Below are 12,680 nucleotides of genomic sequence, written 5' to 3'. Positions count from 1 at the left end.
GACACAAAAGCAAGAGTTTGCCGCTTTCCTGCAACGGGAATTATTTAGCGTTATACTGCCGCCATCACGAAAAACAGGAACAAAACCATGAACGACAGTGAATTCCATCGCCTTGCCGACACCCTGTGGATGACCATTGAAGAACGTCTCGACGACTGGGACGGCGACAGCGATATCGATTGTGAAATCAACGGCGGCATCCTGACCCTGAGCTTCGAAAACGGCAGCAAAATTATTATCAACCGTCAGGAGCCGCTTCACCAGGTGTGGCTGGCAGCGAAACAGGGCGGCTATCACTTCGATCTGAAGGGTGACGAGTGGATTTGCGACCGTAGCGGCGAAACGTTCTGGGATTTGCTGGAGCAGGCGGCCACGGCGCAGGCGGGTGAGGCAGTTAGTTTCAGGTAGTCTTGTTGCCCGGTGGCGGCGACGCCTTACCGGGCCTACAACGGCTCGAACCGTAGGCCGGGTAAGCATGAGCATCACCCGGCAACAGCGACTCGGACCGTAGGCCGGGTAAGCATGAGCGCCACCCGACAACAGCGACTCGAACCGTAGGCCGGGTAAGCATGAGCGCCACCCGGCAACAGCGACTCGAACCGTAGGCCGGGTAAGCGTCAGCGCCACCCGGCAACAGCGACTCGGGCCGTAGGCCGGGTAAGCGTCAGCGCCACCCGGCAACAGCGACTCGAACCGTAGACCGGGTAAGCGTCAGCGCCACCCGGCAATAGCGACTCGGACCGTAGGCCGGGTAAGCGTCAGCGCCACCCGGCAACAGCGACTCGGACCGTAGGCCGGGTAAGCGTCAGCGCCACCCGGCAACAGCGACTCGGACCGTAGGCCGGGTAAGCGTCAGCGCCACCCGGCAACAGCGACTCGGACCGTAGGCCGGGTAAGCGTCAGCGCCACCCGGCTGAAAAATCAGGAGAAATACTGCTGCAACAGCGGTGCAGTATCCTGGCTCGCTGGCACCGCTGGCGCTATCGCCTGAGTACGGAACGGGATCACCTGCGCACGCCCGTCGACGTTCACAATCTGGTAGAACTGCGGCAGGTTGAAGTTGATAAAGCTCGAACCGTAGGTAAAGCGGTCGTGTGACGACGAATAGAAGCGGCTGACGTCACGCACCAGTTCCTCTTTACTGCCTTCACAGTGGTGATACACCTCGGCGCGGTTGGTCTCATCCAGAATGTAGATGTTGAAACCGGCATCATCGCCCGACTCTTCGAAGAAGAACTGAATAATCCCTTCACTCGCAAAGCCATCCACTACCTGCGGCAGTTTGACGTGGTTAGTTTCCACCTGAACAGACAGGCCATGCAGCTTGTTGTGTGAAATCGCGCCGTAGAACTCAATGGCGTTTTCCAGCTTCTGTACCGACACATTCAGGCGCTCGAAGAACAGGCCCCAGGTCTGGCCTGAGACGCGCAGCGCCTTAAAGCGCCCGGTTTCATTCCGGGTACTGGAAAGACGCAGTTCAATGCACTCTGAAACCAGTTGCTGCACGCGGGTACGAATCAAACCGCGCAGGTGCTGGCTGTAGCAGAACACGTCGACACTGTCCGGCGGCGCGGCGTCCTGGTGCATCTTGCCGAGAATCGTTTTCAGCGCTTCGATCATCGCCTGCTCGCCGTTGAAGTGCAGGGTACGCACTTCGTTCCACGAGTTGCGGTACAGCAGGTCGACGCTGCCCACCAGGCAGTTTTGCTGCTCGCCAAAGCTGAAGACGTCCAGCTTGCGGAAATCAAAATGAACCACCTGATTGCGGAAGGCCGCCGTCGGGTCGTACTCCAGGTTGACGATGATCGCCAGATGGCGGATCTCGCACGGGCTGTAGAGCGCTTTTGGCGTCGGCGCAGGCAGACGCAGCGGGAAGTGGTGCGAAACATCCGCCACCATTTCCTGCAGCTTGGCTAAATCCACCACCTCGTTGCCTTTGATAAACAGGCGAGTGCGCGAGGTCAACAGGCCATTAAACCAGGCCCAGGCCACCAGCTTGTTCAGGTAACGGTTATATTCCAGCGGCTGATGGCTGATGATCGAGTCCATGCTTGGCGCACGGTTGTAGAGATACCATCCGGTGCGATTCGCGCGGCCCGGTGGCACATAGATAAAGGTCAGGTTGGGTTCTGACAGGTCTGGTGAAATTTGCGGGTTCACCAGGGTGACTTTACCCGGCAGCGCTTCAAATGCGGCGTACAGTTTACGGGTCAGGACACCGATATCCTGCGGGCTGGCGGAAACGCTGAGGTTGTTACGGCGGGCAAAGCGGATCAGGTTACGGTAGCTTTGCATCATCGCGTCGAGCAGTTCATTGTGCGCTTCACGCACCTGATCGATTTTCCAGTTGGCGCGGTTGTCGAGCATGGACAAGCGTTCGTCGTCCCATCCCCACTCTTTGACTAACTGACTGACCACTTCGCGACGCCAGCCAACGCAGGCGCGTTCACGGCTCAACTTCTCACAGACTTTGAGATAAAAACATCGACGCACCAGGTCGAGACGCGTGGTGTCATCAATGGCTTTCAGGTATTCGGTGACGCGTTCCAGCATCATGCAGTAGGCATCCAGCCCGTAGGAGACAATCTCCCCGTCGTGCAGACGCTGCTTGATATCTTTCGCCAGCAGGCGCGGCGTCGGGTATTCCCAGGAGTAGGCTTCGAGCAGCAGCGTTTTCAGCACCGCTTTATACGGTGAGTCGATACTCTTGTAGAGCTGCCAGAGGCTCGCGCCAAAATACTCTTCTGCGGACAAGGAGCTAAGCCCGCCGAGATCCAGCCATTCGTTTGGCGTCAGTACGCCCTGCGAATAGAGCGACATGACGTAATCGTCGTAATGCTCTTCTTCATCGCACGGCACCATATTCCACAGAATACGCTTCCCGGCGAGGCGAACAGCGGTACGGTAAAATTCATCCAGCAATAAGATGTGCTGAGTCGAGCCACAGTCTTCACCACCGAGACTGCCGCTTTCGTTATGGCGGAAACGGTTTTCATCAATCAGGAAGAAGCTCACTTCCACACCGAGCGAGGCCGCCCAGCTCTCCAGCAGGCTGCATTTACGCTGCAACAGCTGGCGCTCTTCGTTATCGAGCCAGGATTGATGGCAGACCCAGATATCCAGGTCAGAGGAACAGCTTTGCCCTACCGATGAGGTACTTCCCATGGTGTAAACCCCGGTGATCGGCAATTCGCCTTTCGGGGATTCCTGTGGCGGCATGCCACGGTAAAGTTCCAGCTCGTTCAGATAATGCTGTTGGGTTTCATCAGGCGTGAAAAGGCAGATGCCCTGGGGAACGTTACCATCAAGGTAACCCGGCATCAGCGGATGGTGATAGTGCAATAAAGTCGGCAGCAGACTGTAAACCTGCTGGAAAGCAGGCCCCATGGCAGCAAGCGCGCGATCCACACGCAGTTGATTTATGGCATCCAGTCTCTGTTTTAAAGTCTCAATATAGAGGTACAAGACGTATCGCCTGATGTTTCCGGGTGGCACAAGTTATTCAAAAAACGAATAACGGTGGACCCGCAGTATTTCAAAAAGATAACCGTTACCCTTTTTCGCCCTTATCTTTATGGTGGTACAGACGAAAAAATGGTCTAAAACGTGATCAATTTAACACCTTGCCGATTGACCGTAAAGAAAGATGCGCTACATACAAGTGTAGCATCGTTCTTTACGTGTAAATTCCTGAATACGGCTGTGGCCGACTATCGCGCCGCCCTTTCCCTCTCTTTCTTCATCAACCGTAAAACTGCCATCCGGGAGTCAACAATGTTAGGATGGTTAGCGATTGATAATGACGGTAACAAGCATGTTAGACAATGTTTTGAGAATTGCCACACGCCAAAGCCCTCTTGCGCTCTGGCAGGCACATTATGTTAAGCAGCGCCTTGAAGCCTGCCACTCAGGATTACGCGTCGAGCTGGTGCCGATGGTCACGCGCGGCGATGTGATCCTTGATACGCCACTGGCGAAAGTTGGCGGAAAGGGCTTGTTTGTCAAAGAGCTGGAACTGGCACTGCTTGAAAACCGCGCCGATATCGCCGTGCATTCGATGAAGGATGTGCCCGTTGAGTTCCCGGAAGGGCTGGGGCTGGTAACGATCTGCGAGCGCGAAGATCCGCGCGACGCGTTTGTCTCCAACCAGTATGACTCGCTCGATGCGTTGCCGGAAGGCAGCGTGGTTGGCACGTCAAGTTTACGCCGCCAGTGCCAGCTGGCTGAACGCCGTCCGGACCTGGTCATCCGATCGCTGCGCGGTAACGTGGGCACGCGACTCGGCAAGCTGGATAACGGTGATTACGACGCCATTATCCTCGCCGTTGCGGGCCTGAAACGTCTGGGGCTGGAGTCACGCATTCGCGTGGCGCTGCCACCGGAGCTGTCTCTCCCGGCTGTGGGCCAGGGAGCCGTCGGTATTGAATGCCGTCTGGATGATGCCCGTACCCGCGACCTGCTTGCTCCGCTGAATCATGACGAGACCGCTATCCGCGTAAAAGCTGAACGCGCGATGAATACCCGCCTCGAAGGGGGCTGTCAGGTGCCGATTGGTAGCTATGCTGAATTGACAGACGGCGAGCTGTGGCTGCGTGCGCTGGTTGGCGCACCGGACGGTTCACAGATGGTGCGCGGGGAACGCCGCGGCAAGCCGCAAGATGCCGAACAGCTTGGCGTGTCGCTGGCGGAAGAGCTACTGAATAACGGCGCGCGTGAAATTCTGGCCGAGGTTTATAACGGAGAACCCCCTGCATGAGTATTCTCGTCACCCGCCCTTCTCCCGCAGGAGAGCAATTAGTGAGCCGTCTGCGCGCACTGGGGCAGGTGGCCTGGAGTTTTCCGTTGATTGAATTCTCCCCTGGTCGGCAGTTGTCCTCACTCGCCGCCCATATGAATACTCTGCAGGAAGGTGATTTACTCTTTGCGCTGTCGCAACATGCCGTGGAGTTTGCCCATGCGCAGCTACAGCAACAAAGGCTTAGCTGGCCAACGCCCCCCCGCTATTTTGCTATCGGGCGCACTACGGCGCTGGCATTGCATACCGCCAGCGGGATCGACGTTCGCTACCCGTTAGATCGGGAAATTAGCGAAGTCTTGCTACAATTACCTGAATTACAAACTATTGCCGGAAAGCGTGCGCTGATTTTACGCGGTAACGGCGGGCGCGAACTGCTGGGCGAAACGCTGCGGGAACGTGGCGCTGACGTCACGTTCTGCGAATGCTATCAGCGTTGTGCAAAACATTATGATGGTGCGGAAGAGGCAATGCGCTGGCACACGCGCGGCATCAACACGCTGGTGGTCACCAGTGGTGAAATGTTGCAACAGCTTTGGTCGCTTATTCCGCAATGGTATCGTGAAAACTGGTTACTCCGCTGTCGGCTTCTGGTCGTCAGTGAGCGTCTGGCGAACCACGCCCAGGAGCTGGGCTGGCAAGATATTCGGATCGCTGATAACGCCGACAACGATGCGCTGCTGCGCGCATTACAATAACTCTCAAATGGGAAGCCATAATGACGGAACACGAAAAATCCTCCGCCGTGGTTGAAGAGACCAGGGAGACTGTGGATACCACACCACAGCCAGAGACGACTGAGAAAACCGCTGAGAAGAAAAACGGCAGCAACAAAACCAGCCTGACGCTGAGCGTGATTGCCATCGCGATTGCACTGGCCGCAGGCGTTAGCCTGTATGGGCTGGTGAAGAAGCAGGGCACCAATCAGACGGCCACCAGCGACGCGCTGGTAAACCAAATCACCGCGTTGCAAAAAGCGCAGGAAACACAAAAATCCGAGCTGGAAAGCGTAATTAAACAGCAGGCTGCCGCACTTGCCGACGCGAACAGCAAGCAGGAAGCGTTGACCAAACAGCTTGGCGACGTGCAGCAAAAAGTGGCGACCATTTCCGGTACAGATGCCAAAACCTGGCTCCTCTCTCAGGCTGATTTTCTGGTGAAACTGGCCGGACGTAAGCTCTGGAGCGATCAGGACGTCACCACCGCCGCCGCGCTGCTGAAAAGCGCCGATGCAAGCCTGGCAGACATGAACGACCCGAGCCTGATCAATGCTCGCCGCGCGATTACCGAAGATATCGCCAGCCTGTCTGCGGTTTCGCAGGTGGATTACGACGGTATCATCCTCAAGGTTAACCAGCTCTCGAACCAGATTGATAACCTGCAGCTTGCGGATAATAACGACGACGACTCCCCGATGGATTCTGACGGTACTGAGCTTTCCAGCTCGCTCAGCGAGTGGCGCATCAACCTGCAAAAAAGCTGGCAGAACTTTATGGACAGCTTCATCACTATCCGCCGTCGCGACGAGACCGCTGTGCCGCTGTTAGCGCCAAACCAGGATGTCTATCTGCGCGAAAATATTCGCTCCCGCCTGCTGGTTGCCGCCCAGGCCGTGCCACGTCATCAGGAAGAGACCTACAAACAGGCGCTGGATAACGTCTCTACGTGGGTACGTGCTTACTACAACACCGATGACGCAACCACCACCGCGTTCCTCGATGACATTGATAAGCTGAGCCAACAAAACATCACCATGAACGTGCCGGATAAACTGGCCAGCCAGCCGATTCTGGAAAAGCTGATGCAGACGCGTGTGCGTAATCTTCTGGCGCAACCCGGCGTACCGGCAGAGCCGAACGCCGATGCCCCTGCCGCCGCGCCAGCGCCCGAAAGCGCGCCACAAGGAGAGTAATCATGTTGAAAGTGCTTTTACTCTTCTTATTGCTGATCGCTGGGATCGTTCTGGGGCCAATGCTTGCTGGCCATCAGGGCTACGTTCTGATCCAGACCGATAACTACAATATCGAAACCAGCGTGACGGGCCTGGTGATCGTCCTGATCCTCGGCGTTGTGGTGCTGTTTGCTGTGGAATGGCTCCTGCGTCGCATCTTCCGCACCGGGGCGCACACCCGCGGCTGGTTCGTTGGCCGTAAACGTCGTCGCGCCCGTAAGCAGACCGAGCAGGCGCTGCTGAAGCTGGCCGAAGGGGATTATCAGCAGGTTGAGAAGCTGATGTCGAAAAATGCCGACCACGCTGAACAGCCGGTGGTGAACTACCTGCTGGCCGCTGAAGCCGCGCAGCAGCGTGGGGATGAAGCTCGCGCCAATCAGCATCTGGAGCGTGCGTCTGAGCTTTCACCGAAAGATCCGATTCCGGTGGAAATCACCCGCGTTCGCCTGCAGCTGGCGCGTAATGAAAATCACGCGGCGCGCCACGGCATTGACCGTCTGCTGGAAATTACCCCGCGTCACCCGGAAGTGCTGCGTCTTGCTGAACAGGCTTACATTCGTACCGGTGCCTGGGGCTCGCTGCTGGACATCATTCCTTCAATGGCGAAAGCCGATGTCGGTGACGATGAACATCGTGACGAGCTTCAGCGTATGGCATGGATTGGCTTGATGGATCAGGCGCGTGCCGATCTGGGCAGCGACGGCCTGAAAACCTGGTGGAAAAATCAGAGCCGTAAAACACGCCAGCAGGTTCCACTGCAGGTGGCGATGGCGGAACATCTGATTGAATGTGACGACCATGACACGGCGCAGGAAATTATCCTTGATGGCCTTAAGCGCCAGTACGATGACCGCCTGGTGCTGGTGATCCCGCGTCTGAAAACCAATAATCCTGAGCAAATCGAAAAAGCGCTGCGCCAGCAGATCAAAACCGTGGGCGACCGCCCGCTGCTGTGGAGCACGCTGGGCCAGTCGCTGATGAAGCACGGTGAATGGCAGGAGGCGAGCCTCGCCTTCCGCGCCGCGCTGAAACAGCGCCCTGACGCGTTTGACTACGCCTGGCTTGCCGATTCACTGGACAAGCAGCATAAACCAGAAGAGGCCGCAGCCATGCGGCGAGACGGGTTACTGCTGACGTTGCAAAATAATAACACCCAACAGTAATCGTGAAGGAGGCCTAAAGGCCTCCTTTTTTTATCGTCCTTCTCCTGCTACATTCGTTGTATCTTCATCAGGAAACGAACCCGCCAATGTAAAGATGCCTTTTCATTAACTTTTTTTCGTACACGCCTCTTCTGCTGCGTGGAATAAATCGTTTTTGAAAGGAAATCTTCATGAACTCGCTTTTATATGCGCTTTTTGAAGCGCTTCGCTGCCATCGTTGGCTGCGCCTTCTTGCCTGCGCTTTTATCTTTTCGTCGCTGGGGAACGGCTTAACCCAGGTTGTTGTTTTCGGCTTACTGCTACAATGGGATGCGCCACCGCTACTGCTCACTCTCGCATTTCTTTTGGCTACGGTTCCGGGATTTATCGGCAGCGTAATTGGCGAGAGGCTATGCCAGCAGTTTTCCCCGATATCTCTGCTGATAATCACCGAGTTACTGGGTTTAGTCGCACTGCTCTTTCCTTTGCTCGGCGTACATTATCACAGCATTCCTGCCCTGCTTGCCGTGCAATCCGCAGAGGCGTTATTGAGTGGGATGAGTTGGCCTGCGCTAACGCTGCTGTTTAAACGTGGGCTCAGTGAAGGAGAACTGCCTGCTGCAACCTGTCTGGAGAATCTGATATTTGCTTCTCAAGTACTTTTAGGAACCGGGTTGGGTGTCGTGCTGTTCCAAAAAATGTCGGTAACCGGTTTGCTGGCTATTGATGCCGCCAGTTTTCTGGGATCGTTGTTGATGCTACGGCTGGCGGGGCGGGAATTTACTGCACCGACGATAACGCTACCCGCAGATGTTCACGAGCCGGTAGCATTACGCTGGCAGACGTTAACTCTACGGCAAAAACGCAGCCTCCTCATTTTGCCTGGGCTGGCAGCCGTTGGCTCACCGGCAATGGCATTACTTCCCGCCCTGGCACAGCAATTCCAGCCTGAGAATGCCACAGAACTTGCGCTACCCCTGCTTTTCGCCAGAAATATGGGGCAACTTTGCGGACCGATGTTGCTCAAGAGAGATAGCCTGACGCGTATTGCTACGCAACCTCCCCTACTGATGGCCTGTCTTAGTGTCTTTCTGGCTGCTTACGGAGTGCTTCCGTTGTTGTCCGGGTGGATTGCACCTGCACTGGGAATGATCTTTATTGCCCATCTGGCGTCGAATATTGTGTTTGCGGCAGGTACGTTTGGCGTGCTTAGTAGCTTTCAGATCGCACAGATCCCGGCAGCAAGCAGTAAAGCCTGGCGCTGGCAGACGCTTAGCGCTTCTCTCTTTACTGGTCTCGCAGCAATGACGACGACGATGCTAGGGGCACTTCATGCGCTGTATGTAGTCTCTGGCGTCGCGCTGCTTTTCGTTGCGCTGGTGATGACGCGTTTTCGTGGCTAAAACATAAAAAAACGCCTGCTATAAAAGCAGGCGTTAAAACAGGTCTGTATGACAACATATTTGGTGCTTCACTCAACGTTGTGTCCATGGTGTTTGATGAGGCCGAAGCGACATCTGTCAGTGGACGATAAGCACCGTAAACGGCTCTGCGTCATTCCTGAGTTTATGAGGCACTAAGGCGAACATAAGAGATGGAATGAGCATCTACGCGTATATTATTGCACGTTACGTGCCAACATGGCACGCAGAACTTTTACATCGCGCAACATTTTAAGATAAAAGGAAATTTTGTCGTTAAGGCTCGCCTTAAGCCTCCGCAGGAACCCGAAAATGTGATCATCTGTCGCCTGGAAGCGACAACAATATCAGTCACACACTAAATACAGATATATCAATAGGTTATATGTCGCTGAAACGCGACAAAAAAGGAGATGGTTGTCGGGATAAGACTACAGGAGAGGGAACAGCAGAAAACAAAAAACCCCGCCGAAGCGGGGTTCAAAATTGGTCGGCGAGAGAGGATTCGAACCTCCGACCCACTGGTCCCAAACCAGTTGCGCTACCAAGCTGCGCTACTCGCCGATGTACTGCTTTTTTGAATTTTTAGTTCAATTCATTAAAAAGTCGTGGTGCGAGGGGGGGGACTTGAACCCCCACGTCCGTAAGAACACTAACACCTGAAGCTAGCGCGTCTACCAATTCCGCCACCTTCGCAATTCACAACTCTTTCAATAATGGGGTGGCTAATGGGATTCGAACCCACGACAACTGGAATCACAATCCAGGGCTCTACCAACTGAGCTATAGCCACCACTGTATTCTTTCACGCGGTACTGACTACTTCTCAGACCACCGCAGCTCTAGCGCCGGGACTAAAATGGCGCGCCCGACAGGATTCGAACCTGAGACCTCTGCCTCCGGAGGGCAGCGCTCTATCCAGCTGAGCTACGGGCGCTTAGCGCCGTTGCGGGGCTGGATATTACGTACCTCCGACCCCGCTGTCTAGTGCTTTTTTGAAAAAAATGCGCGTTTGGTTATGGTTTGCACATTTTGCCGTTTAATCCTCCACTTTCTGCGTGGTGGCATGGCGACCCAGGCCAAAAAGTTTATACGCTGCCGTGACCGCAGCCAGGAAGATCATCCCGACAAACAGCGACATGCGGGTATCTTCATTAAAGTACATTCCGATTAATACGCAAATCAGGAACGCCATCGTTAAATAGTTCGCATACGGGAAAAGAATGGAGCGAAACGGATGGCTGGCAATCGCTTTTTTGTGTGCATGGCGGAAACGCAGCTGGCTAATCAGAATCACAAACCACGGGATCATCCCCGGCAGCACGCTGGCGCTGTAGACATAGACAAACACACGCTGCGGATTAGGAATAATGTAGTTCAGGCAAGAGCCGACCAGCAGGATCGCAATCGACACCGCCACGCCTGCCACCGGTACGCCCGCGCGGGAGACTTTACTCATCGCTGCTGGCAGTTGGTTATTTTTAGAGAGCGCGTAGAGCATACGGCCACAGCTGTACATCCCGCTGTTACAACCAGAGAGAGCTGCCGTCAGCACCACGAAGTTAATAATACCTGCCGCTGCCGTGATACCAATCTTCGCGAAGGTTAAGACAAACGGGCTGCCGGTGGTGCCGATTTCATTCCACGGGAAGATGGTCACGATAACGAAGATCGCGCCCACGTAGAAAATCAGGATACGCCACAACACTTTGCCAACTGCACTACGCAGCGTGACTTGCGGATTTTTCGCTTCCCCGGCAGTGATACCAATCAGTTCAACGCCCTGATAAGACGCGACAACGATACACAGCGCCGTCAGGAAACCTTTCCAGCCACCGGCGAAGAAGCCGCCATGATCTGTCAGATTGCCAAAACCGATAGCGTGCCCGCCGTTGCCAAAGCCAAAGAAAATCACGCCCAGCCCGACAACAATCATCACGATAATGGTGGTGACTTTAATCATCGCGAACCAGAATTCGATTTCACCGTACAAACGCACGGCGGCAAGATTTGCCAGCGCCACCAGCCCCACGGCGATAAGCGCCGGTATCCACTGAACCATATCCGGGAACCAGAACTGCACGTAGACCCCTATCGCGGTGATCTCCGAGATACCCACCGCCATCCACATAAACCAGTACGACCAGGCAGTGAGATAGCCAAAAAATGGGCTCATGTAACGGTGCGCGTAAACGGCGAAGGAGCCGGTTACCGGCTCCAGGAAGAGCATTTCCCCCATCGAACGCATAATGAAGAAGACGAACAGCCCGGCGATAATATACGCCAGTAATACGGAAGGACCTGCCCACTTAAGCGTACTTGCGGAACCCATAAACAGGCCAACACCGATAGTGCCGCCCAGCGCGATCAATTCAATGTGTCGAGCTTCCAGCCCACGCTGTAGCTCAGGTTTTTTCTCTGCCATAAATCCTCGGTTGTGTTTGCTGTTTCCCGACTTCTGCCGGTTATTATTTTTTGGGGTACTGAAATACGGTGGGAATGGTTTCTTAAATTCTGCCAAATGGCAAACGATGCATTAAAAAAATGAATGCATTGCACATAAACGCAGCAGTTTTGCAGGAGAGATGCAGCGCGAATAGCATATCGCGCTACATTTTGATTACATCTGCCCGGTGTAATGCCAGGTGAGGTAGCGCAGCAGGCGGATCTGGCGTTTAATACGCGACGGTTGAGATAACAGACGATACAGCCACTCCAGCCCCAGGTTTTGCCAGACTTTAGGCGCACGCTTTACGTGGCCGGTAAAGACGTCGTAGGTGCCACCAACGCCCATGTAGAGCGCATCCGGGCAGACCTGGCGGCAATCGCGCATCAGGATCTCCTGACGCGGAGATCCCATCGCGACGGTGACAATTTTCGCCCCGCTGTCGCGCACGCGTTCAAACAGTGCCTGTCGATCTTCGGGTTTGAAATAACCGTCCTGGCTGCCCACGATGTTAACATTCCACTGGCTGCGCAGCTTTTGTTCCGTCTGCGCCAGCACATCTGGTTTACCGCCAATCAGGAAGACAGGTGTTCCTTCTGCACCGGCACGCGCCATTAATTCTTCCCAGAGATCGGCTCCCGCCACGCGGGAAACATTAGCACCAGGATACTTTTTACGGATAGAGCGCACCACGCTGATACCGTCTGCGTATTTAAACTCGGCCGCGTCAATCAGGCTTTTGACGTCCGCGTTATCTTCTACCGCCAGCATCTTTTCCGCATTGATAGCCACCAGCGTGCCCGATTTCATCTGTCCGTTTGCGAACAGGTAATCCAGCGCGTGTTGCATATCGCGCCAGCCAATAAGTTGCAGACCACGCAGCGCGTAGCGCGGCGCGGAAATCGTGTCAGTCATTAAAATTCCT

Annotated in this window: 9 protein-coding genes and 4 tRNA genes; 6 read left to right on the top strand and 7 right to left on the bottom strand. The window is 55.0% G+C overall.

The genetic code is table 11. The features are described from left to right. The first annotated feature begins 87 nt into the window (after nucleotides 1-87). On the top strand, nucleotides 88-408 hold the full coding sequence (gene cyaY, locus ABGB15_RS01025; RefSeq protein ID WP_152082672.1) for an iron donor protein CyaY: 321 nt from the start codon (nucleotides 88-90) through the stop codon (nucleotides 406-408). Nucleotides 409-921: 513 nt separating this feature from the next. Here cyaY and cyaA read toward each other — a convergent pair. Next, nucleotides 922-3,465 carry a class I adenylate cyclase gene (gene cyaA / locus ABGB15_RS01020; protein ID WP_152082673.1) on the bottom strand — a complete coding sequence of 848 codons (2,544 nt, stop codon included), beginning with the start codon at nucleotides 3,463-3,465 and terminating at the stop codon, nucleotides 922-924. A gap of 349 nt (nucleotides 3,466-3,814) precedes the next feature. Between cyaA and hemC the strand changes: the two genes are divergently transcribed. The 5 genes from hemC to ABGB15_RS00995 all read left to right on the top strand — a co-directional run bounded on the left by hemC (nucleotide 3,815) and on the right by ABGB15_RS00995 (nucleotide 9,291). Then, a complete protein-coding gene (gene hemC / locus ABGB15_RS01015; protein WP_152082674.1) occupies nucleotides 3,815-4,756 on the top strand; it encodes a hydroxymethylbilane synthase in 942 nt (313 codons plus the stop codon). Beyond that, nucleotides 4,753-5,493, top strand: a complete 741-nt coding sequence (gene hemD, locus ABGB15_RS01010; protein ID WP_215723877.1) for a uroporphyrinogen-III synthase — start codon at nucleotides 4,753-4,755, stop codon at nucleotides 5,491-5,493. The genes hemC and hemD overlap by 4 nt, the downstream gene beginning before the upstream one ends. 20 nt (nucleotides 5,494-5,513) lie before the next feature. Further along, a complete protein-coding gene (gene hemX / locus ABGB15_RS01005; RefSeq protein WP_152082676.1) occupies nucleotides 5,514-6,707 on the top strand; it encodes a uroporphyrinogen-III C-methyltransferase in 1,194 nt (397 codons plus the stop codon). A 2-nt stretch (nucleotides 6,708-6,709) separates the two neighbouring features. Next, nucleotides 6,710-7,909 (top strand): protoheme IX biogenesis protein HemY, encoded by a 1,200-nt coding sequence (hemY, locus tag ABGB15_RS01000; protein ID WP_152082677.1) that lies wholly within the window; start codon nucleotides 6,710-6,712, stop codon nucleotides 7,907-7,909. Nucleotides 7,910-8,079: 170 nt separating this feature from the next. Further along, on the top strand, nucleotides 8,080-9,291 hold the full coding sequence (locus tag ABGB15_RS00995; RefSeq protein ID WP_215723878.1) for an MFS transporter: 1,212 nt from the start codon (nucleotides 8,080-8,082) through the stop codon (nucleotides 9,289-9,291). A gap of 505 nt (nucleotides 9,292-9,796) precedes the next feature. Here the strand turns inward: ABGB15_RS00995 and ABGB15_RS00990 are convergent. From ABGB15_RS00990 to wecG, 6 genes are all read right to left on the bottom strand, one after another. Beyond that, nucleotides 9,797-9,873: transfer RNA gene (locus ABGB15_RS00990), tRNA-Pro, on the bottom strand. A 45-nt stretch (nucleotides 9,874-9,918) separates the two neighbouring features. After that, a tRNA-Leu gene (locus tag ABGB15_RS00985) sits at nucleotides 9,919-10,005 on the bottom strand. 21 nt (nucleotides 10,006-10,026) lie between these two features. Further along, nucleotides 10,027-10,102: transfer RNA gene (locus ABGB15_RS00980), tRNA-His, on the bottom strand. A 67-nt stretch (nucleotides 10,103-10,169) separates the two neighbouring features. After that, nucleotides 10,170-10,246, bottom strand: a tRNA-Arg gene (locus tag ABGB15_RS00975). A 102-nt stretch (nucleotides 10,247-10,348) separates the two neighbouring features. Beyond that, complete coding sequence (locus tag ABGB15_RS00970; protein ID WP_152082679.1) at nucleotides 10,349-11,734, bottom strand: amino acid permease; 1,386 nt, start codon at nucleotides 11,732-11,734, stop codon at nucleotides 10,349-10,351. 195 nt (nucleotides 11,735-11,929) lie between these two features. After that, on the bottom strand, nucleotides 11,930-12,670 hold the full coding sequence (gene wecG / locus ABGB15_RS00965; RefSeq protein WP_152082680.1) for a lipopolysaccharide N-acetylmannosaminouronosyltransferase: 741 nt from the start codon (nucleotides 12,668-12,670) through the stop codon (nucleotides 11,930-11,932). Nucleotides 12,671-12,680: the final 10 nt, after the last annotated feature.

It is taken from the genome of Enterobacter sp. MALB-1 (assembly GCF_041021625.1).
GTDB lineage: Bacteria > Pseudomonadota > Gammaproteobacteria > Enterobacterales > Enterobacteriaceae > Enterobacter > Enterobacter oligotrophicus.
Note: the sequence above shows the minus strand (reverse complement) of the source record. Positions and strands in the feature narration are given on the sequence as shown.

Coding starts and splice junctions, on each gene's coding strand:
- cyaY (WP_152082672.1), top strand. CDS start 88: ATGAACGACAGTGAATTCCATCGCCTTGCCGACACCCTGTGGATGACC.
- hemC (WP_152082674.1), top strand. CDS start 3,815: ATGTTAGACAATGTTTTGAGAATTGCCACACGCCAAAGCCCTCTTGCG.
- hemD (WP_215723877.1), top strand. CDS start 4,753: ATGAGTATTCTCGTCACCCGCCCTTCTCCCGCAGGAGAGCAATTAGTG.
- hemX (WP_152082676.1), top strand. CDS start 5,514: ATGACGGAACACGAAAAATCCTCCGCCGTGGTTGAAGAGACCAGGGAG.
- hemY (WP_152082677.1), top strand. CDS start 6,710: ATGTTGAAAGTGCTTTTACTCTTCTTATTGCTGATCGCTGGGATCGTT.
- ABGB15_RS00995 (WP_215723878.1), top strand. CDS start 8,080: ATGAACTCGCTTTTATATGCGCTTTTTGAAGCGCTTCGCTGCCATCGT.
- ABGB15_RS00970 (WP_152082679.1), bottom strand. CDS start 11,734: ATGGCAGAGAAAAAACCTGAGCTACAGCGTGGGCTGGAAGCTCGACAC.
- wecG (WP_152082680.1), bottom strand. CDS start 12,670: ATGACTGACACGATTTCCGCGCCGCGCTACGCGCTGCGTGGTCTGCAA.